The sequence below is a fragment of the Rhodococcus sp. UNC363MFTsu5.1 genome (genome assembly GCF_000686785.1).
In the GTDB taxonomy this organism is placed as follows: Bacteria; Actinomycetota; Actinomycetes; order Mycobacteriales; family Mycobacteriaceae; genus Rhodococcus_G; species Rhodococcus_G maanshanensis.
On sequence record NZ_JMLO01000045.1, the window covers coordinates 1 to 21,229 of the forward strand.

19 protein-coding genes are annotated in these 21,229 nt (G+C 65.1%); 10 read left to right on the plus strand and 9 right to left on the minus strand.

All coding sequences use genetic code 11. From position 1 onward, the window contains the following. From BR31_RS0124350 to BR31_RS29955, 3 genes are all read left to right on the plus strand, one after another. Window positions 1-315, plus strand: a 315-nt coding sequence (locus tag BR31_RS0124350) for a DUF4259 domain-containing protein (protein WP_027503257.1), incomplete at its 5' end; no start/stop codon positions are given. Between the two features lie 280 nt (window positions 316-595). Then, the gene (locus BR31_RS0124355; RefSeq protein WP_027503258.1) at window positions 596-1,336 is read left to right on the plus strand and encodes an SDR family oxidoreductase; all 741 of its coding nucleotides are present in this window, start codon (window positions 596-598) and stop codon (window positions 1,334-1,336) included. Window positions 1,337-1,399: 63 nt separating this feature from the next. Continuing rightward, window positions 1,400-2,011: an NAD(P)H-dependent oxidoreductase gene (locus tag BR31_RS29955; RefSeq protein ID WP_037178165.1), complete on the plus strand. Its 612-nt coding sequence runs from the start codon at window positions 1,400-1,402 to the stop codon at window positions 2,009-2,011. Between the two features lie 65 nt (window positions 2,012-2,076). On the opposite strand, the gene BR31_RS0124365 is transcribed toward BR31_RS29955, so the two are convergent. Beyond that, a complete protein-coding gene (locus tag BR31_RS0124365; protein WP_027503259.1) occupies window positions 2,077-2,937 on the minus strand; it encodes a haloalkane dehalogenase in 861 nt (286 codons plus the stop codon). A 117-nt stretch (window positions 2,938-3,054) separates the two neighbouring features. Here BR31_RS0124365 and BR31_RS0124370 point away from each other — a divergent pair, with 117 nt between their 5' ends. Together BR31_RS0124370 and BR31_RS0124375 are read left to right on the plus strand one after the other, a co-directional pair. Further along, the gene (locus tag BR31_RS0124370) at window positions 3,055-3,678 is read left to right on the plus strand and encodes a TetR/AcrR family transcriptional regulator (protein WP_037178168.1); all 624 of its coding nucleotides are present in this window, start codon (window positions 3,055-3,057) and stop codon (window positions 3,676-3,678) included. A gap of 315 nt (window positions 3,679-3,993) precedes the next feature. Continuing rightward, window positions 3,994-5,121, plus strand: coding sequence for an NDMA-dependent alcohol dehydrogenase (locus BR31_RS0124375; protein ID WP_027503261.1), 1,128 nt, complete (start codon window positions 3,994-3,996; stop codon window positions 5,119-5,121). Between the two features lie 426 nt (window positions 5,122-5,547). Here the strand turns inward: BR31_RS0124375 and BR31_RS0124380 are convergent, their stop codons facing one another. Continuing rightward, the gene (locus tag BR31_RS0124380) at window positions 5,548-6,051 is read right to left on the minus strand and encodes a DinB family protein (RefSeq protein WP_027503262.1); all 504 of its coding nucleotides are present in this window, start codon (window positions 6,049-6,051) and stop codon (window positions 5,548-5,550) included. Between the two features lie 278 nt (window positions 6,052-6,329). Between BR31_RS0124380 and BR31_RS0124385 the strand changes: the two genes are divergently transcribed. From BR31_RS0124385 to BR31_RS29970, 3 genes are all read left to right on the plus strand, one after another. Further along, entirely contained in the window at window positions 6,330-6,926 is a 597-nt protein-coding gene (locus BR31_RS0124385) for a DUF4178 domain-containing protein (protein ID WP_027503263.1), read from the plus strand. A 310-nt stretch (window positions 6,927-7,236) separates the two neighbouring features. Continuing rightward, window positions 7,237-9,879, plus strand: coding sequence for a helix-turn-helix transcriptional regulator (locus tag BR31_RS29960; protein WP_156042610.1), 2,643 nt, complete (start codon window positions 7,237-7,239; stop codon window positions 9,877-9,879). Between the two features lie 399 nt (window positions 9,880-10,278). Continuing rightward, window positions 10,279-10,638, plus strand: a complete 360-nt coding sequence (locus tag BR31_RS29970; protein WP_037178181.1) for a hypothetical protein — start codon at window positions 10,279-10,281, stop codon at window positions 10,636-10,638. A gap of 273 nt (window positions 10,639-10,911) precedes the next feature. Here BR31_RS29970 and BR31_RS29975 read toward each other — a convergent pair whose 3' ends face one another. Then, a complete protein-coding gene (locus BR31_RS29975) occupies window positions 10,912-11,256 on the minus strand; it encodes a VOC family protein (RefSeq protein ID WP_037178172.1) in 345 nt (114 codons plus the stop codon). Window positions 11,257-11,355: 99 nt separating this feature from the next. Then, window positions 11,356-12,246, minus strand: a complete 891-nt coding sequence (locus BR31_RS31310) for a helix-turn-helix domain-containing protein (protein ID WP_081830666.1) — start codon at window positions 12,244-12,246, stop codon at window positions 11,356-11,358. A gap of 389 nt (window positions 12,247-12,635) precedes the next feature. Between BR31_RS31310 and BR31_RS0124415 the strand changes: the two genes are divergently transcribed. Further along, the gene (locus tag BR31_RS0124415; RefSeq protein WP_231496691.1) at window positions 12,636-13,346 is read left to right on the plus strand and encodes a histidine phosphatase family protein; all 711 of its coding nucleotides are present in this window, start codon (window positions 12,636-12,638) and stop codon (window positions 13,344-13,346) included. A 348-nt stretch (window positions 13,347-13,694) separates the two neighbouring features. Here BR31_RS0124415 and BR31_RS29985 read toward each other — a convergent pair whose 3' ends face one another. The 4 genes from BR31_RS29985 to BR31_RS31315 form a co-directional block, all read right to left on the minus strand. Beyond that, window positions 13,695-14,303 (minus strand): leucine-rich repeat domain-containing protein, encoded by a 609-nt coding sequence (locus BR31_RS29985; protein ID WP_156042611.1) that lies wholly within the window; start codon window positions 14,301-14,303, stop codon window positions 13,695-13,697. A gap of 464 nt (window positions 14,304-14,767) precedes the next feature. Next, on the minus strand, window positions 14,768-17,068 hold the full coding sequence (locus tag BR31_RS29990) for an ATP-binding protein (RefSeq protein WP_156042612.1): 2,301 nt from the start codon (window positions 17,066-17,068) through the stop codon (window positions 14,768-14,770). A 481-nt stretch (window positions 17,069-17,549) separates the two neighbouring features. Next, the gene (locus BR31_RS30805; protein WP_269321367.1) at window positions 17,550-18,587 is read right to left on the minus strand and encodes an alpha/beta hydrolase family protein; all 1,038 of its coding nucleotides are present in this window, start codon (window positions 18,585-18,587) and stop codon (window positions 17,550-17,552) included. 914 nt (window positions 18,588-19,501) lie between these two features. Then, entirely contained in the window at window positions 19,502-19,621 is a 120-nt protein-coding gene (locus BR31_RS31315; protein WP_231496692.1) for an SOS response-associated peptidase, read from the minus strand. A gap of 318 nt (window positions 19,622-19,939) precedes the next feature. Between BR31_RS31315 and BR31_RS31705 the strand changes: the two genes are divergently transcribed. Beyond that, complete coding sequence (locus tag BR31_RS31705) at window positions 19,940-20,734, plus strand: PIG-L deacetylase family protein (protein ID WP_197023706.1); 795 nt, start codon at window positions 19,940-19,942, stop codon at window positions 20,732-20,734. A 273-nt stretch (window positions 20,735-21,007) separates the two neighbouring features. Here the strand turns inward: BR31_RS31705 and BR31_RS0124445 are convergent. Then, window positions 21,008-21,229, minus strand: a 222-nt coding sequence (locus tag BR31_RS0124445; protein ID WP_027503265.1) for an integrase core domain-containing protein, incomplete at its 5' end; no start/stop codon positions are given.

The window sequence follows — 21,229 nt, forward strand, 5'->3', positions numbered from 1 at the left end:
TTTTGCAGGCATGCCGACGAGGAGTACCTCGAGTCGCACGAGGCGGAGGCCGCCATCGCGCTTGCGGAGGTCGTCGCGGTGGCACACGGACTCCGGCCCGCACCTCAGCAGTTCGACGGCATCGATGCCGCGACGTATGTCGGGTCCCTGACCCCGGAGCAGCGTGCCTGGATCGTCACGACGCTCGAACGCGCGATCGCCGACAGCGACACATCGGAGCTCCACGAGTTGTGGGCCGAGAACGGCCCTGAGGATCTCGAGGCGTGGCGGGCACCGATCCTGAACAGGGTGACGAGTCTCAGGGCGCTGAGCTGAGCGCGGACTCGCCATGCTCTGGTCGCAACCGGCTGCGGCCCGGGCTCGGATCGCTGTGATCTGCATGGTCACCGGCCTACCCTGAAGTGACTACGCCAGACCTCGCCCGGCGACAGCTTGCTGCCGTCGGGCGAGGTCGGCGGGCAGGCTGACACAGATCACTCAGGTGGGAAACGGCCATTCGACAGGAGGTGCTGACACGGAATCGCCGCCCCTCCTGTCCTGACGGGAGGGGAATCTCGCTCACTGCTGAAGCAGCTCCCGAACGGAAGGAATGAGCATGAAGATCGTCGTCATCGGAGGCACCGGGCTGATCGGCTCGAAGCTCGTCGCACGGCTGAATGAGCAGGGCCACCAAGCGGTTCCGGCTGCACCGAGCACGGGTGTGAACACGCTGACCGGTGAGGGAGTGAGGGAGGTGCTGCGGGACGCGAACGTTCTGATCGATGTCTCCAATTCGCCGTCGTTCGCCGACGACGACGTCATGACGTTCTTCCGGACCTCCACCGCGAATCTGCTCGGCGCCGCCCGCGAGGCCGGCGTCGGACACTATGTGGCGCTGTCGGTGGTGGGCACCGACCGGCTGCCGGAGTCCGGATACCTCCGGGCGAAGGTGGCGCAGGAGGAGCTGATCAAGGGTTCGGGTCTGCCGTACTCGCTCGTGCACGCCACCCAGTTCTTCGAATTCGCCGGGAGCATCGCTGATTCCGCGACCACCGACGGCAAGGTGCGGCTGCCCGGTGCCGGTGTGCAGCCGATCGCGGCCGAAGAAGTGGCGGCCGCCGTCGGAGAAACCGCGGTGGGCGCCCCGCTGAACGGCACCGTCGAGGTAGCGGGGCCGGAAGTGTTCGGCCTCGACCAGTGGATCCGCACCGTGCTGGCCGCCCGCCACGATCCGCGCGAGGTGCTCACCGACCCACAGGCGCGGTATTTCGGGGCGGCGCCGGACCGCGAGCTGCTGCCCGGTGCTGGCGCGCGCCTCGTGCAGACGCGGTTGTCGGAGTGGCTGACCCGTCAGTGACCTGATCGTGCGGCGATCGGACTGGCATGCCGGACCGCCGGACTGTGTGGCACAGTCCTGGGCATGCGCGTAGCCGTCTATCTGGCACATCCCCGCACCGACAGTTTCAACCGCGCCCTGTTCGATGCGGTGATCGCCGAATTGCGTACCCACGGAGTCGATGTGGTGGCCCACGACCTGTATGCCGAGGGGTTCGATCCGGCCCTGACCGCGTCGGAGACCGAGACGGTGGCCGCATCCGGGCCCGCCGCCGACGATCTCGTGCGCACGCATCAGGCCGAGATCGGCACGCTCGATGCCCTGGTGTTCATCCACCCGAACTGGTGGGGAATGCCGCCCGCGATCCTCACCGGATGGGTGCAGCGGGTGCTCGCCCCTGCTGTGGCATACAAGCTGGAGACCGCCGACGGCGAACCGGCCGGGCTACTGCGCGCGCGCCGTGCCCTCGTGCTCAACACTTCGGACACCCCGGCCGACCGTGAGCACAGCGAGTTCGGCGATCCCCTGCAGCAGATCTGGGCCGCCTGTGTACTCCCGTACGTGGGGATCCGAGATGTCGAGCGGGTCGTGTTCCGCACCGTCACCGACTCGGACGAGCAAACCCGCGCCCAGTGGCTGCAGCAGGCCCGCCACCTGGCCGCCGCCCTCGCCGCGGCCCCGGTGACAGCCGGCTGAGACCTCTCCGGTCCGCGACGCCGTCACCTGATTTGTTTCGGGGAGCGTCCAGCCACCACGAAGACTCACGGGAACCGATTCACGATGGCCGAGATGATCTCGCCTGGTGCGTGTTCCTGGATGAAATGCTGTGCACGGGGTAGCTCGACGACCTCGAGGTCGGCGAATGCGTCATGTATCCGCGGGAGGCACGCTTTCGGGCGGAACACCACATCCCGCATCCCCCACACTGCGAGAGTCGGCTTGTGCCCCAGGAGGGCGGGCACGTCGTGGGCGAGTTGCTCCAACAGCGGTCGTGCGGCGCGAATTTCCTTGGGCATGACCGTGAGTCCACGTCGTGCTTCCTCCGTGGGTTGCACCACGCGGTAGTGGTTTGCCTCTGCCTCGGTGAGCGTGCCGCCGAGCTCCCCGAGTAGGAAGCGCTCCACGAGGAGGTTCCGCTCGAGTATGCGGCGTTGCATGGGGCGACTGCCCAGAATCACGCTGAAAGCACGATTCGCCAGTGGCTCGATCGGCCAGAACGCTGTGTTGCCCAACACGATCCCTCTGACTCGATCCGCCCGCGACATTGCCGCGCCCAGTCCGATGGGTCCACCCCAGTCCTGCCCCATCAGGATGAGGTCGTCCAGTTGAAGATGGTCGATCAGTTCGCCCAGGACCGTCGTGTGCTCGGCGATCCTGTAGCCGAAATCGTCAGGCCGCTCGGACAATCCGAAGCCCAGGTGGTCGATGGCGATGCACCGGTACCGATCGCGCAGGCCCTTCACGATGTGGCGGTAGAGGAAGCTCCACGTCGGGGAGCCGTGGCAGAACAGAATCGGCGGTCCGGCCCCCTCGTCGATGTAGTGAACTCGACCGGCGGACGAGTCGAACCAGCGCGACTCGAACGGGTACAGGGTCTCGTCGGGGACGAAATCGATCAGCATCGGGCGCTCCTTGTCCGGATGTCTCTCTTCATGTCGCGCAGCAGGTACCCGCACCACGGATTCCGCTACAGCTGTAGCGTCGGGCGTTTGACTACGCTACACCTGTAGCATTGGATCGTGCCGACACGAGCAACCAGTGGCCAGGATCGCCGGGAACTGATCGCCAACAGCGCCATCCGCATCATTGCCCGCGATGGCCTTCGCGCGCTCACGCACCGAGGCGTCGACAAAGCGGCAGGGATTCCACAGGGGGCGACCTCGCACCACGCAAGAACCCGGCTTGCGCTACTCGAACTCATCGTCAACACGCTGGCCGAACGCGCGATAGCGGACGCCAAGCAAGCCGCAGCCTCTCTGAATGCAACGTCTCAGGGTGAACGCCAACTGAGCATCGCCGAGCTTGCGGGTGTGATCACCGCACTCGTCGAGACGCTCGCGGACCGCCGCGACGACATGAGGGCCCGCTACGCACTCATTCTCGAACTCGACGACGTACCACTGCTTCGAGGAAAGCTGACGACACAGTCCGAAGTCCACGCCATCACCCGAGAAGTGACGGCGTTGTTGCTCGCCAGGGCGGGTCTATCCGATTCCGACGAACGGGTCGAGGAGCTGATCTCCCTCACGGATTCCCTGGTGTTCCAGCGAACGATCATCCAAGAGACAATCTCTCCGGAATCCATCCTCACCGCCTACCTGCGCGGCATCGCCCTTTCGGCGAGCCCAACCGTGGAGATGTGAGGTCCGACCGACATGTTGAGTCGCCGGAAAGTCGGACCGGCGGTCGGAGCTCGGTGACGCCTGATTCGCGCCCGCCTCGGTTGACAGTCATTCGGGCCATCGCGGTGGATCCGGCGGCCGTCCGCCAACTTTCGTGACGACTCCGCCGTTGTGTTGGCTGTCGAGCCGATGAATGTGATGTCGTCGGGTAGGTCGACGATGCCCGCTCACGCCGAACCGAAGAGGAACTTTGCGCCAGATTAGAACGTGTTCCAATTTGGAAGGTTTGTGGCTATGGTCACAGCTGCCAATAGTCAATACGGGGAGGGTGTTGCAATGAAGACCAAGGGTGCGCTGCTGTGGGGCATCAACGAGAAGTGGTCAGTCGAGGAGATCGAACTCGGTGACCCGGTCGCCGGCGAGGTGCAGATCCGCATGGAGGCTGCCGGCATGTGCCACTCCGATCATCACATCGTTACCGGTGCGACGCCGATGTCGTCCTATCCGGCGATGGGTGGTCATGAGGGTGCGGGTGTGGTCACAAAGCTCGGCGAGGGGGTCACGGATCTCGAGGTCGGCGACCATGTCGTGCTCTCGTTCATCCCGGCGTGCGGACGCTGCCCGTCGTGCGTGTCGGGCCATTCGAACGTCTGTGATCTCGGCATGAGGCTGCTGCAGGGGCAGGCCATCGCCGATGGCACCTACCGAGTCCAGGCTCGCGGGGAGAACGTGGTCCCGATGAGCCTGCTCGGCACGTTCTCGCCCTACATAACCGTCCACGAGTCCTCCGTCGTCAAGATCGAGAAGGACATCCCGTTCGAGCTCGCCGCCCTCGTCGGCTGCGGCGCCCCGACCGGGTGGGGTTCGGCGACGAACATCGCCGAGATCAAACCGGGTGAATCGGTTGCCATCATCGGCGTCGGAGGCGTCGGCATGTTCGCACTGCAGGGCGCGGTCGCGTCAGGTGCGCGCCACGTGTTCGCGATCGACCCGGTGCCGTTCAAACGCGAGCAGGCGCTCAAGTTCGGTGCCACGCATGCGTTCGCCTCGATGGAGGAGGCGATCGAGCCGATCATGGAGATCACCTGGGGTCGCATGTGTCAGAAGACGATCATCACCGTTGGCGAGATGAAGGGTGAGTACGTCGACCCGGCTCTCACGCTCACAGCCAAGACCGGTCGCTGCGTCCTCACCGCGATGGGCCACATCGCCGACATGGATATCAAGCTCAACGCATTCACGTTCACGTTGCTCCAGAAGGACCTGCAGGGCAACATTTATGGTGGCTGCAACACCCGCGTGGACATCCCGAACCTGCTGAACCTGTACCGGGCAGGCCTGCTCAACCTCGATGACATGGTCACCAACACCTACTCGCTCGAACAGGTCAACGAGGGCTACCAGGACATGCTCGACGGCAAGAACATCCGCGGCGTCATCCGCTACACCGAAGCGGACTGGTGAATCGCCGATAGGGCTTGCCTCGCAATCTGATCGGGTGCAGACGCTCGCTCGATCGGGCAATGGCCGGTGAACAGCCCCTCGGCCGCCGTCGTCGACGACGGCGGCGGCCGAGGCGCTGCGCATTTCGGGGAATGGGAGCGGATACGCCCGCAGGCGTCGGCGATTTCGACCGACGATTTTCCAACAATTTGGCAAACCGCCAACTGCGGCCACCGCCACCGCGCGGCGGTGTGAATCTTCATCGGAGTTGCCATTTCCCGGCGCTCTCACCTGCGGTGTGACAACTACCGCGACTACCTTCGGTCGCGATCGTGGTCCACACAGTTGGTAATTGTTCGCGGATCCGCCGGGTGAACGGCTGCGATCACCGACAAATGACATGAGTCGGTCAGCGAGCTGGGGCAGCTGCCCTGTAGAGCCGAACCTCTACGAGGGCGGCTGACGGAGTGCGGCTTTGTCGATCTGTTCGCGGAGGATATCGCCGTGGCCTGCGTGCCTGGCGAACTCTTGGATGAAGGCGAGCAACGTCCACCGCATGCTGACGCTGCCCTCGCGGGGATTGTCCTTGGTGTCGTCGAGATCGAATCGGGACGCGATCTCACGTGATCGCTGGCTTGCGCGCTCGAACTCGGCAATGACATCTGCCAGCGACTCGTCGTCGGCGACGGCGAAGGTGCCCTCGTCGCGGCGCGAGTATCCATCGCACTCGGATTCGTCGAGCCCTGCCCAGAACCGTTGGAACCAAATCCGTTCCGCGGCGGCGGCATGCTTGATCAATGAGATCGGCGTCGTCAGCGACGCGACGAGTCGTCGGCGGGCATCGGCTTCAGACAGGCCACGTGCGGTCTCGATGAGTGCTTCGCGGTTACGGTCGAGCATGTTCTCGATGATCGCTCGCTCGGCGCCGCTGGTAGTTCCGTAGGTGCTCATGCTTCTACTCCATTCTGTTGTGTGGTTGAAGGCCCGCCGCTAGGTATCGGTCGGGGCTGAATTGCACAAGGCGGCGCAACGGCGCTCGGTCTGGACGAAAATGTCCCGGTGTCAGAAAACGACCGGGATAGGGGAGGGATTTGATCCGCTCGTCGCGAGAATTGCGCACGGAGCGTAGAGAGGTGGGTCGACGTCAACACCGCCGACCAGGCCTGGCGAGAGGCACTGCCGCCCAGGGTCAATGTAACGCAGATTCCAGAGAAGGGAACACTGTCCGGATGGGTGTCGTGATTCTTCTACTCGCCCTGTTGGTTTTGGTGTCGATCGTCGGGAACGTCGTACGCGGAAGGCGCACAAGCACTCCCGGTACGCCACCGCGGGTCCATCCGCTCGCCGCCGACCCGGAGGCGTACGACCCGCTCCGGATCGGTGTCGGTGACATCGTCACGTATGCCGGTGTCGACCACGTCGTCCGCGGCACGATCAACTTCGACCAAGAGGGATTTCGCTGGCACGAGCACCTGCTCGACGGCCCGACCGGCCGTCGCCGGCTTACGGTCGAGTACGACGAGGGTGAACTCGAGATGACGCTGTGGACGCGGTGCGAGGGGACCGGCCTCGAGCCCGGCAAAGACGTGGTCCTCGACAACTGCGTGTACCGGCAGGTCAAGTCCGGTGCAGTTCGGTTCACCGCAGGGGGAGCGACCGGCACGGCGTCGTCCGGTTCGATGGACTATGCGGACTACACGACCGCCGACAAGACCAGGCTGCTCGCGTTCGAGCGGTGGGCGAAGACCGCGTCATGGGAGGTGTCGACCGTATGCGCCGTCACCCGCGGCGAGCTCAGGGTCATCCACGCGGGTTCCCTCGATTGAGCGTCCATCTGTTCGAGGTCGCACCATCCCACGTCGACGCGGCCAGACGGATCTGGCATCTGCACCCAGGGATCTCGCTGTCGTAGCGACCCGGCACATGCTCACCCGCGGCGACCGAATCCGCCCGGGTGAGTATGCGAGGTTCAACTGACTGAACCGTCGCGATTGACGGTGCTCGCGGGTGGGTGCTGGTGCCCTGATGAAGTAGGTGTCGGCGGACGCATCGTCACAGGCTGAACGCAGCCCTCTTCCAGCCGTGCGCCATCAGCGGTTTGTCCGTTTCGCTACGGGCCTGCCCTACGATTGATTCGTGAGTGACGCTTGGCCGCTGATCGGCCGGGTGGAGGAGTTGCGGTTAATCGCCGAGGCGCTTGGCGGGTCGGGTGGCTATGCCGGCGTTGTGCTCGGGGGTGCAGCCGGGGTGGGCAAAAGCAGGTTGGCACGCGAGGCCGTCGCGTCGGCGGCGTCAGCGCGGTGCGCTGTGCGGTGGGTCGTCGGATCGAATGCGGCGCGAGGGGTGCCCTTAGGTGCGTTGACGGAATGGGTGCCCGCAGAATCAGCCGATCCGTTGTCGTTGGTCCGCAAAGTGATTTCGGCACTTGTCGACACCGACCACAAGGCAGCGCGGGTCGTGGTGGCGGTCGACGACGCACAGCTGCTCGACGATCTATCGGCGTTCGTTGTGCAGCAACTCGTACACCGGCGTCTCGCCAGCGTCGTGGTGACCATCCGGGCGCCCGAGCATGTCCCCGAGACGATCACGGGGCTCTGGAAAGACGGGCACCTGCAGCGGGTGGAATTGCAGCCACTGTCGCGCGACGAATGCAAGGTCCTGTTGGAGTCGGTACTCGGTGGGCCGCTCGATCCCCTCGGTTCGCGCCGGATGTGGGATCTGACACGAGGCAACCTGCTGTTCCTGCGGCATGTCGTCGAGCAGGAGCGCAGGGCCGGACGGCTGCGCCGGGATGATGGGACGTGGACCTGGCGCGGCGAGGTGGTCGTATCGCCGACATTGAACGAACTGATCGAGCGCGCGATGGGTGTCCTCCCTGTCGCAGTTGCCGAGGTACTCGACGTGCTGGCCGTGGGCGAACCCCTGACCGGCTCCCAGCTCGTGGAGATGGCCGAATCATCCGCGATCGAGGAGGCTGAATCGCGCGGTCTGATCGTCGTCGATGGCGACTCGGAATCGGTTCGATTGGCGCACCCCCTCTACGGTGACGCCCGCCGAGGTCAAGCGGGTCAACTGCGGTTGCGTCGGCTGCGTGGACTGGTCGCATCGCACCTGCGGCCCGGGTCGGACAGGGTCGTCGACCCGCGAGCGGCGCTGCGGCGCGCGGTCCTCGTGCTCGACTCGGACCTTGAACCCGATCCCGCCGAGATGATCCGCGCAGCAGAGATCGCCGGCTGGTACCTCGATCAGCAACTCGCACTCCGACTGGCGAAGGCGGCCACGACTTCAGGCGGGTGGTTGGCCCGTTTGATTTACGCAGCCCAACTGTCGAATATCGGCCGTGGCGAGGAATCCCAGGAGATTCTCGAGACGTTGTCGTCGGCGAATGTTCCGGACGATGTGCGTGCGCTGATCGCGTTCGTCCGTGTGTTCAATCTCTTTCTCTTGCTCGGACAACCAGACGACGCGCGGGCCGTGCTCGACGACGCCGTCCAGCGGTATACGCAGCCCATGGCTGCAGCGATCTTCGCGGCTGCCCGCGCCGTGATGGCAATCGGATTGCGGAAGCCGGCGGAAGCCGTCCTTGCGGCGGAGCAAGCCGCCGCGTGCGCAGAGCTGCCGCCACTTCCTGCCATGTTGGCCGTGATCGCGCACGTGATCGGCCTGGGCGAACTAGGTCGCGCGGACGAACTCGGTCCAGTCGCTGAACGTGCCGACCGGATCGGCAGCAGCGCGACCGCTGTCGCGTTCCACCGCTTGACCGCCGCCGAGTTCCACTCGACCGCGTTGCGGCTCGCCGGATATCTCACCGAATCGGCAGGGGTGATCGACCGCATTCGCGGTCACAGCCAGACACCAGACGCGCTGGTGTGGATCGAACTGATGAGCGGGTGTGCCGAATATGCCGCAGGACGCGCGGAGTCGGCCAGCCGCCGTATCAGCAGCGTACTTCCCTTGTGCGGAGCTAACTTTGAGGCAATCGGTGTGGTGTATCGGTATCGGATAGATCTGCTGGCGGCCTACGCCGTCAGCGGGGACCGCGAAGCTGCCGCGCGAACGCAACGGGAACTCTCGGCGCATCCGCACCGAATGTTCGCCGTCACGTATCAGGCCCACGAGATGTTGGCCGAGGCCTGGCTGACCGCAGCGCGTGGGGAGGTCAGCACCGCCATAGCGCAGGCGCGCCGCGGCGCCGACGTCGCCGCCACAAACTCGCACCTCACCCACGAGGCGTGCTGCCTGGAGGCCGCTACGCGTTTTGGCGATTCCACGACGACGGCCCGGCTCACGGAGCTGGCCGCCCTGGTCGACGGCCCCCGCGTGAAGGCGGCCGCCGCGCACGCCGCGGCCCTGGCGGGCGGGGATGGTGACGGTCTCGGCAACGCCTCCGGGATGTACGAGGCTTTCGGGGATCTGCTCGGCGCGGCCGACGTCGCTGCACAGGCGTCGATTGTCCACGCCCGCAACGGGCGGCGCGGGGCGGCGCTGACTGCAGCGGCCCGCGCGCGTAATCTCGCCGAACAATGTGGTCACGTGCACACGCCGGCATTGTCCGCCGCTGCCGGGCCGGCGAACTACAGTGACCGGCAGCGCGAAGTCGTCCTCCTTGCCGCTCAGGGTCTGACGAATCGACAAATCGCGCAACGGCTTTCGTTGTCGGTTCGCACTGTCGAGGGCCACCTGTATCGAGCATCCAACAAGTCCGGTGTGTCCGGCCGCACGGAACTGGGGCAGACGCTCGGAGTCGACCCGCAAGATCAGGCCCCGCAGTTGGAGTAGTTCACTACCTGCGCCGTCGATTGCGCAATGCCGCACAGTCGAACCATGGATGACCCGCTCGATCCACGCGAGGCCGCGTTGAGACAGTTGCCCTTGCCCTACTCGCTAGCGCTGCGGCTCCGTGACGCTGGGGTCACCGACGAACTACTGTGCGACTACCTCAGCATTGAACGCGACGCTCTGCCTGCCCTGCTGTCCTTGGCGCAGGCCAAGCTCGCGGCCGCCCTGAAGATCGACGAGGGGAGGCATGGCACCCGGTGCCGAGCGCGCCACCACCTACACCACCCGACTCCTTGCTCCCGACAGATGGGGTAGTGCGCTACTCCTTCGATGACTCCCCCCGTTGCCGACAATGGTTTCGAGCCCATTTGCACACTGGCAATCACGGAGGCGATCAGAATGTCATGGTCCGACGTTCACGCACGTACCGCAATCATCCAGACGGTCCTGGAGCGGGCGACCTCTGACGCACAGTCGCCGCTGCTGTTCGCCAACCTGCCAGACACTGAGCACCTCTTCGGTGGAATCGATGGCCTCATCCTGGCCCTGCAGCACCGCTGGACCAATCACTTGGCCGCGAAGCTGGACCAGGCGATCGAGGACGGAACCCCACCGAGCATGGCGTGGGAAGAGTTGGCGGCTGAACAGCCAGTTCTGCGGGCCGTGCTTGACCAATACTTGCCGCAGCTGCCCTCCGTCCGGCGCACCGAAGCTGCCGGTTCACCGTCCGCTTCGACGATGACCGTCGCAGGCGCCTGAGCATTTCGTCGTCAGCACGACCCGCGTGCACGCCCGCGCGCCGTCGAGGTCGGCGAGCACCGACTCCTAGTCACCACGGTGACGCCGCTGCGGCGCCTCGGGACACCTCGCGCACTAGAACCCGCCTGTACCGGGCGTTCGGCGTACCGCGCCGCGGTCGGGCGCACTTGACGGCCGCCGCAGCCCAATGGCTCACCGGCGATGGCTGGCGGAGCAGGCCGCGACCGACCCATGCGCCTGGCTCAAAACGCCTCGCAGGTCAGGAGACATGCCCTAAGTGGTCGCCGCCTGGTGCAGACCGAACTGCACGCCCTGGTCGTCGGTGCAGGCGGTGAACCGCCCGAATCCGGGTTCCTCGGGCCGGGGGTCCTCCGCGGTGCCGCCCAGCGCGCGGACGGTCCGCACGGCCGATTCGATGTCGTCCACGGCGAAGTACATCGCGATGCGCGCCTCGGCATCCTGGTCGTGCAACCCGGCCATAGTGCCCGGCGTCGTGATCGAGACCTGGTCGCCGACGCCGGTGGGTGGGAACTCCCATCCGAACAGTCGCCCGTAGAACGCCTGCGCGCGTCCGGAGTCGGGGACGCCGATCTCGAAGAAGGTCAACTCGCCGTGCATGTCAGCTCCCATTTGTCGGTGATTGGTACCGGTCACCGTAGGAGGGTTCGGGGCGCGGGTATTGGACGTTTGTGACGCTCGGACCGATTGGAGGCGCCGTCAGATTCCTGCCATGCCGGCGGCGGCCGGATCCGCGTCCATTCCTGTCAAATATGACCCGGGAGGGCCGCCGGCCAATTCCCGGAACTCCCGATTGAGGTGGGCCTGGTCGTAGTAGCCGCAGCTCGATGCGATCGCGGTCAGGGAACGGTGCCCGGGTTGGTGCATCATGTTCACCGCTCGATGAAAGCGCACCAGCCGCGCCATCGACTTGGGCGTGAGGCCGACCTGCTCGCGGAATCGGTCGGCGAGCCGCTTACGGCCCCAACCGGTTTGGTCGTGCAGTGCACTCATGCGGAGATTGCCGCGACTGCTGAGGAGTTGCTGCCACGCGCCGGCCAGCACCGGGTCCACCTCTCGTCCGTGCTGAGCCAGCGCCGTCAGAACCGAGTCCAGGAGATGAAATCGTTCCGCCCAGGTAGCGGCCGTGCCGATGCGTCCGACCACCGCCTCTGCCCCGTCCCACAGGTCGGCGAGGTCGACGACGCGGTCGGTCAGATCCGAGGCCGGCACGCCGAACAACTGTAGGGCCGACAGTGGCGACAGTCGTGCTTCGAGCACAGTCTGGGCTCCGCTGTGAGCGGCCAGAGTCGCTGTGCGACCGACACCGACCAGCACCGCTGAAGTGCTCAGATCGCCGCTAGGGCGGCTGAGGGACAACGGCTCGGCGAGGCTGATCACGAGCACGGGGCTGGGCGATGGGAGCTCGCGACGCAGGATCGGCATCGCCGACACCTCCCGGAAACCCCCGTACCGAGAAACCAGGCCGGCAAGAGTGGGCGCCGGGGTCGCGGAAACTGCAGCCCACTGCAAGTGGGTGCCACTGCCTCGCCTGGTCTCGCCAACGGTGGCCACCGGCCCAGTCTGCAGCAGGCCGTAGTTGATGCCCATCCGCAGGCCTTCAACGGTGTGGATCTGTGATCGCGACGTCCCGGTCGCGGCGACGGTGGCCTTGCGAGGGGATGAACCGAACCCGGCGAGAGCGTTCGGATCCGAGCTGACGAATCAACATGCAGTATCTGGCCGCATCGCCGGCAGACCCAGCGCCATGACACGGACGCCGCTCGCACCTCCGCTCCCGGTGGTTTCGCCTGCGCGCGGTCCGGTGCGCGAGGCATCCCGATGGATGGGACACACCGTAGTCGGTTCTGCCAAACAGCTGCTTCTGTGAGATGCGACACGCCAAATCTCGGTCTTCGGCATACCTGAAGTGGCGTTCCCCACGATGAAAGGCGTTCCCACCCATGCGAATCCGATCTCTTCGACTATCCATTGCGGTGATGGCGACCGCGGTCGCGGCCACAACCGCAACCGCCGGCGTGGCGTCCGCCGATATCGACTTCGGAAGCTCCGGGGGCAGCTTCGGCAGCAGCGACGGCGAAATGGTCATCACCCTGGTGCGCCATGCCGAGTCGGCCGGTAACACCTCCGGCCTGATCGACACCAAGGTGCCCGGACCCGACCTGACCCCACGCGGCCGGACACAGGCAGACAATCTGGCCATCCAGCTGGCCGACCAGGATTACGACTGCGCCTTCGCGTCCAACATGGTGCGTACCGAGCAGACTGCGGCACCGACCGTCGCCAAGTACGACCTGAGCCTCGATATTCAGCCCGGTTTCCGCGAGATCGAGGCAGGCGAGTACGAGGGCACCCCGGAGGCCGCGGCGCTGTCCGGGTACCTGCAGGCGCCGATCAAGTGGCTCTCCGGCGACCTGAACGCACGGATTCCGGGCTCCATCGACGGCAACGAGTTCGACGGCCGCGTCGATGAGGCACTGCTCGAGGTGCAGCGCCGCGGCTGCACCAACCCGGTGATCTTCTCGCACGGCGGCACCATCATGTTCTGGTCCATGATGAACGCCAGCAACGCCGACAAGAGCAAACTCGGCACCGATCCGATGCGTAACGGCGGCCACGTCACCCTCAAGGGCAGCCCACAGAAGGGCTGGACGATTGTCGAGTGGGTCGGCCACCCGGACCTCGGCTGATTCGCCCCTCCGCGCCCCGGATGTCACCGACACAGCTCGATGGCGTCCGGGGCGCAGTCGTATTCAGCCCGGGGGTGACGAATGGCCAACTACGGTGACCATTCACACCCGGTGTGAACTGCCAACGAAGTTGGCAGATCCCGGAGCCCTGACCTGCGGTGTGACAACTAGCGTGTCAACGCCAGGGTGCGATCGTGGTCATCGAAGTTGGCAATTGTTCTGTCTGATCCCAAGGCGGCCTTGGATCTCGTCGGATGCGGTCCACGGCCGACGGCCAGGCTGACCCGCGAGCCATTGTCGTCAGCCCGAGCGGCTCGCACTGGCGCACCTAGTCGTCCTTCCGTCCACTCACCCGTCGATGATGGTCAGGTTGGCCATGCTGCGCAGTGATGAAACATCTGTGACGTGTGATCCGGAGAGTTCGAGCATTCCCAGATGCGGCAAGCCGGCCAGTGGCGAGACGTCCGTGATCGAGGTCCCCTCGAGGTCGAGCCAGGTCAGGCCCGTCAGGCTCGCCAGCGCAGCCACGTCGACTACCTCGGTCTCCGCGAGTTTGAGGCAGGTGAGGCCGCTCAGGCCCCCTAGCGGGTCGACGTCCCGGAGTGGCGTCCAGCGCAGATCCAGAAACTCCAGTCCGGTCAGACCGGCAAGCGGAGATACATCACTGACTTGCGTTGCGCTGAGGTAGAGGTGGGTGAGACCGTTCAGGCCCGCCAACGGGGACACCTCCCGCACAGGCGACCAACGCAGGTCGAGCCTCTGCAACGCGGTCAGCGTCGACAGCGGGCGAAGATCGATCACAACCTCCCCGTGCAATCGCAGTTCGGTCAGGTTCGACAGTTCGGACAACGGGGCCAAGTCCGCCACGGGCAGCTGATCAAGCTCGAGGAACTCAGTCCGGGCGATGGCTTCAGCATCCAGAGGTGTCGAGATCGGACGGCCCAGCTGCGCGTTCACCGCAGCAACCACACCAGCCGCCCCACGACGCACGCTACGTCTCGGGCTCATCGTTTCGATCCTTCGCCTGTTCGGGACATGGTCCGGCGGGTCACGACACCCTGGTTTTCGGCGCCGATGACCTCCGTGAGGAACTGCACCCGCGGGATCGGGGTTCGTGCCGCTTTGACAACTACCTGTCAGATTGCCAACTACGGTGTCAACTGTGACAACTAGCTGGCAACTTGCCAACTACGGTGTCCGTTCACAGCGGGTGTGAATCGTCATCGCAGTTGTCATATCCCAGCGCCCTGACCTGCGGTGTGACAACTATCGTGACGACATCCGGCCGCGATCGTGGTCAAAACAGTTGGCAATTGTTCGCGAACCCGCCGCGTGGACTCGGGCTCGGTTGTGACCTTCAGCGGTAAATGGCGGGATTCTGACAGGGCTAAGTGTGACGCAGGCCATCCTTCGGGGTGCTGTTAGATGTGCTCACCTCTCTTGTGCTGGACGACCAAGACCGCGATCTTTGTGCGCGAGGAGAGCCCCAATTTGGCCAGAATGTGTTCCACGTGCCCGTTCACCGTCCCCGGCGAGATCGCGAGTCGGCCCGCAATGTCCTTGTTGGTCAGGCCATCGGCGATCAGATCGGCAACCTGAAGTTCGCGTTCGGTCAGACTGGCCAGGTGCCGAACGGCCGGGGCCTCCTCGGGTGATTGCTCTCCCAGGGCAAAGGCGATCGCGCCACCGAAGTCCAACGCGCCGCCCTCGCGGTAGGCAGCCTCGAACTCGTGCACGCCGAGTGCCCGACTGATATCGCGCGTGAACTCGTCCGGATTGGCAATGAGGTCGGGGAAGCGCAAGGTGACGGTGCCCACGGTTCGGCCAAGCGTGTCAGAGGCTCCCATCAGGACGGCGGCCCGCCGCGCGTCGTGTTGCTCGCCGGCTATCGAGGCCAGCGCCTGCAGGCATATCACCGCCGAAACCGGGTCGTCTGCCAGTCTGATCAACCGAAGCGACTCCTCGAGACAGTGCACAGCACGGTCGTTGTCTCCCTGAGCTCGCGCGGTAAGTGCGATCGACCACAGCGCATACGACCGATACACCGTCTCGCCGTGCGCCCGCGTGATGGCAAGCATCTCCTCATGGCAGGCGAGTGCCTCTGCGATCTGGCCGCGCGCCTGGCGGGACAAACCGAGTAGCAACAGCGCCTCGACCAGTCGCTTGAACTCCCCGCGTGCTCGGGAATCCTCGACGGCCTCTTCCAGGGGTGTCAGATCTTGATCGACATCACCGCGGTGGAGCGCGACGTACCCGTCGCTGATCGCGACGAAGACATGCCAGAGCGGGTCTTCCTGCCGCGCATCGAGAGCGCGGCCCTCCTCGATCCGAGCGGTCGCCGCCGCCAGGTCACCTTGGGTCGCGGCGATCACGGCGACGGCGTATAGCGCCTTGGCTCGGTCCGCGGAGGACTTGTCGGATGTTCGTGCCAGGGCTCGGTCGAGCCATCGGCGTCCCTCGCTGAGGAGGCCGCGGGATACCCAGAATTGGTTCATGGCCGCGGCGATCCGGAGCACGCTCTCGCCGGACCCGGACAGGCTGAACTCGAGCGCCTCGCGCACATTCGGCAGGTCCCGGGCGAGGCGCGCGGTCCACTCGAGCTGGTTCGGGCTCATCCACGCGTCGTCGGCGTCGAGCGCCAACTGCAGGTACCAGTCGTGATGTCGCCGGCGCAGGGCCAGTCGCTGGCCGGTGTGGTCGAGCTTGTCGCGGCCGAAGTCCCGCACGGTGTCCAGCAATCGGAAGCGGACCCCACCCCTCGATTGCTCACGGATCAGGATCGACTTGTCCACCAGAGAGGCCAAGGTATCGACCAGGTCCTGATCGGCCTCGTCGTCGGCGCACACGGCCTCGGCGGCCTCGAGGTCGAGACTGCCCGCGAACACCGACAGCCGAGCCCACAGTTGTTGTTCGGCGGGTGTGCACAGGTCGTAACTCCAGCCGATGCACATTTGCAGTGTCTGCTGCCTGCTCGGAGCGTTCCGGCGGCCGCGGGTCAGCAGGGTGTATCGGTCGGTGAGCCGCTGGAGGATCTGCTCGGGTGAAAGCACTCTCAGCCGCGCCACCGCCAGCTCGATCGCCAACGGCAGCCCCTCCAGTCGCGCGCAGATCTGTGCGACGGTGTTGACGTTGTCGCCGGTGAGCTCGAAATCCGGGAGCGCCAACGAAGCCCGTTCGGCGAACAGCGACACGGCATCGAAGTGAGTCGACTTCCGAAGCGAGAGCGGGTGGTCGGCCGGTGGTGTCGTCAGGGGGGAGACCCGGATCACGGATTCGCCGCCGATGCTGAGTGGTTCCCTGCTGGTGACGAGGATGCGGAGCTTCGGGCAGGTGGTCAACAGTGTCTTGGCGAGCTCGGTCACGGCCTCGATCAGCTGTTCGCAGTTGTCGAGCACCAGCAGTCCCGTGCTCGGATACAGGACCTCGACAAGCACCTCGAGCAGGGGGCGGGCCGAGCGGTTCTGCACCCCGACGCCGGCGGCGACCAGCTCGACCACCAACGTCGGATCGCGCAGCTCGCCGAGTTCGACCAGCCACACCCCATCGGGATAGGCCCTCCGCTCCGCCTCGGCCGCACTAATGGCGAGCCTGGTTTTGCCGACCCCCCCGATGCCGGACAACGTCACCAGACGAGAGGCCGACAGGGCTCTGCGTACCTCGGACAGTTCGGCTTTGCGGCCGACGAAGCTGGTCAGCTCCATCGGCAGAGTTGCCACGCTCACCGGAAACCCGTTTCGGCAGTAACCAAATTGACGAGCACTCACCAATTATCGACCACCGGTCAAGAAGATGCTGCGGGTTGCCAACTACGGTGACCGTTCACAGCGGGGGCTGTGAATGGTCATCGGAGTTGGCATCCGTCGACGCTCTGACCTGCGGTGTGACAACTACCGTGGCGATGTTCGGTCACGGTTGTGGTCAAGATAGTTGGCAATTGTTCGTTGGTTGAGGGCATGATGCCGAAATCCGGGGGAGCAGGCCCGTCGGTGCCGCCGACAGGCTTGATGCCCCGACCGGCGCCCGGGGCGCTGTGTAGGGGTCATCGGCCGCTGGGTCTGTAGTGGCGGTGCGTCATGTGGTCGCGACGGTGGTTGAGGAGTCGCCTCCCGGTGCTGGCGCAGTCAGTGAGTCTCCTCCGCGTCCATCGTCCGCTCGAGCTGCACCCAGATTCCTGATTCCTGAACGCGTCTCGGCCGTGGGACGTCAGTTGTGGTGGAGGATGGGGTTGTCGGTGATCGTGGCATCCACGAGCCCCGACTTGCCTGCAGCACTTTCCTTGACGAACGCGGTCAAGAGGGCGCCCAGCGCGCGATGCAGCTCGGCGGGGTCGGCGTGGCCGACGATCTCCGCGCCGAGGTCGCCGAGCTGGGGGGCGAACCATTCCAGATCAGTGAACGAGTAATGACGTGCTGTGGGGACGGCCACATGCGTGATGTCCTGTGTGGGGAGCCCGAGCAGCCGGGCGAGGGCCGGATCCTTATCGGGGTCGGTATCGGCGCTCGTGACCACGAGGGTGGGGACGTCGGCGCCCACAGTTGCGACCGGCCCCCATGGCGTCCCGTCCAGGTCGACAGCCCCGACGAAGCGTCGATCGTCCGCTGCCACTTGCAATGCGGCGGCGCCGCCAAGCGAATGGCCCATCGCGATCACCCGTGAGGTGTCCAGCGTGCCCGCCTGGCCGGCAGGCAGAGTCAGCCCGTCCGGATCCGTTCCGCCGCCGTTCAAGCCCGAGAGCAGATCGAGGGCGCCGATGAGGTCACGCGCCCGCGCGGCAGTCGCGTCGTTGGAGAGCGCGCGGAGACGGTCAGTGTCGGAGGCGGCAGCCTCGAACTGTGCCGCCCGCGTTCCTATCCGAACGGTCCCGTCAGGGAACCGGATCGCCGCGGAGTCCCCCGGATGATCCACGGCTAGCACCGCGATCCCGTCGCTGGCGAGCTGCTCCGCGATCGCCGTGCTGGTGGTTCGGGTGCTGCCCAGCCCGGGTGAGAAAACCACCACCGGGACGCCCGCCCCCGCCGCATCCGCACCGGCCACCGAGTTCGAGACGACGCGCTCGAGGTCCGGGATGCTAGCGGCATCCACCCCCAGCAGCCGTGCCAGGGCGGGGGCCTGGACGGTGGCGACCTCCGGCTCCAACCATGCGGCCCGCGCTTGGTCGGCCCGCGTCTTGGCTGGATACCAGAGCTGCACCATGGTTTGCTCCCGCTCCGCGCCAGGATCCGCTCCGACGTGAAACGTCATCGTGCCGACCCCTGACGTCCCGCTCGGTTCCGGCAGCACAAACGGGGAAAGGTCGATGTGCGCTGCGCTACACCCGGTCAGGCCACACACGATCGCCACCGCCGCCGCGAAGAGCAATATCCGAACACTGCTGATCAACGCCCAACCTCTCCACGCAGCCGGCGGTCATGCCGGAAATGCACCCACAAGCCACAGACAATCATCCGCATACGAGATTCGCTCAATAGACGAGATACATCCGCCTTCACACCCGACCCGGAACCGACAGCCGCACAGTAAATCCGGATGCGCGACGACTTGCTTCAGCGCCTCGAGATGCCGCTCACTGCCGTAGTGGCTGACTCAAGTCGGACGAATGTCCAAATATATCGGTGCGAACGGCGAACTAGTTGGTAGCCTCCGGGGCCAAGAACGCGGCCGGGGCGGGCTGCGTAGCAGACCTGCACACCGCTGCAGGTGATCCACAGGGGGAAAATTGGTAGTCGCCATCGTGCTCATTGCTGGATTCTTCGTACTCCTCGCCGGCGGAACAGCCCTCATCGGACGGCAGGACGGGCCAGGTCCCGGGGAGTCAGACGAGAAGTGGATGTCCCGCGGGCAACCCGAGGATCATCCCTAGCTTCCCCTTTTCAGCGCCGGTTCTGGCGAGGCGTCAAGGGTCCATCTATCGTGACGGTTCACCGCGGCGGCGTTCTGTTCGCGTCGTGGCCGCGGCGTCTCCTTCCCAGAACGACCGACCGCCGGCAAGCCTCCTTGACAGTCGCAGTGCGTCGGGCGGGCGACGACTCTTCTCGCCACGGCTCGTCAGCGCACGACACCGTAGTCCGGTAAAAGGCCCCACTTGACGCTGCTGTTGACCTACCGGACCGGGTCGGCGTCGGGCTCGTCGCGGGGTAACCGCTCGACCACCACGTTCACCTGCTGGTCGGGGCAATGTTGTATGACGGGGGCAGCTCCTCCCCGACCGCCTCGGTGGCCTCGAAGGCGAAGAGCAGGTCCCGTCGGCTGCTGGTGGATGCGTAGCGTCCGCACACGAATTCATCGCCTCCTCGCGACGGGTCCGGACCACCCATCTTCCCGCAGCGAGTACGGACATCGGCGGCGACCCTTGAAAGCAGTTAGCCGGCCGCGACCATTGCTGGATTCCCTGAATTGGTAACAAGGTTGTAACTACCCCGGGAAGGTGTCTGTCTCGCGCCGTAGATGTTGTCTGGACCGATTCAGGTCAACCAGGGGGAGGTTGTAGAGCAGTTCACGTATGTCCTGCTGCGGCGGGATAAACTTCAACTAAGGGGTTTTGTCTTCTATGCAAGGAACACGTTTGACCATTCATATTGGGGATGGTATCTAGAATGGATACGCTGGAGTCGGTGTTTCCATCCGCGGATGTTAAGTGTGCGTTCATATTCGCACACTATGACGATGCCGCGCTAAACGTCTCCAAGGTCTTGGATTCGTGTCCGCCCGGGTCAATCGACATGGTTCTCTGCTCGGCGGTTCCGAGCGGTAGGTTGAACTCGCTGCGACAGATGCAGCTTCCGAGTCGGATTAGACGAAGCCGTGCCAGTATTTTGCTCAATCATGCGATTTTGGGCAGGCCCGTCTACGGAGAATGGGACGACCATTGCGGTTTTTCCGTCTCCACCCAAGAGGTGATGCGTGAGCGTAGTGCTGAGCATGATCGCGTGTGCTCACTGTTTGACGTGGACTCATTCGGACTGGATGTTCTGGACAGCCAGTACGGCCGAAGCGGCCGCAAGGGCGAGGAGAAAGCCCTGGCCAGGGCGTTGGACCTTGTTCGCGACCGTGAAATCGGTGCGGTGGTGACGCACCCACTGGACGCACAACATCCCGATCATGCCAAGGCGGTGAAACTGGCGCTCGCGGTGTGCAAATCGGCCGGCACCTCCTTGGTGACTGCCTGTGAGAGGCCTTACACGGTCTGCTCGGCGGCAGAGTGTTCACATCGAAATCCTGGCTATGCGAGGGCATCAGCAACGGTAAACCTCGACGACCGAACGTGGAAGTTGAAGCACGAGGCGGTCTCGTGTTACCCGACGCAGATCGTGGGCCTCGATGGTTCGTTCACCTACGACTGGATGGCTCGACCTCACCTCGGGGTGGAGTGCTACCAAAGAATCCGCTGACGAACTGATTCCTTCGGCCAGGTGTCGGGCAAAAGGTAACTGAACGATCCGTCACCGCATCACATGCACTGGGAGTCCCGGTAGTAATCGCCAAATTTGGGCGAATTTGAAGGCACGCCGCGGGCCGACCTGGCGGAAACCGTGGCCGTGGTCAATCCCGCAGCGCGCCATAGGCTGACATCGCCTAGCGATGGATCCGCCCTGACCTGCATTTACGCTGTACTTTCCGCCGATACTACGGCGACCCTGAATCGCCCCGGCATGTCTGGAGACTTACGAGTTTGAGAACTCAGCGACGGACTGAGTTCGGTGATCACGGGAGTAGAGGGCCTCGTACTCCGTGGGCGGCAGGTCGCCGCAGTGCTCGTAGAGCCTGCGGTGGTTGAACCAGTCGACCCATTCGAGGGTGGCGACTTCGACCTGGTCAACGGTCCGCCACGGGCCCTGGGCCTTGATCAGTTCGGTCTTGTAGAGGCCGTTGATCGATTCGGCGAG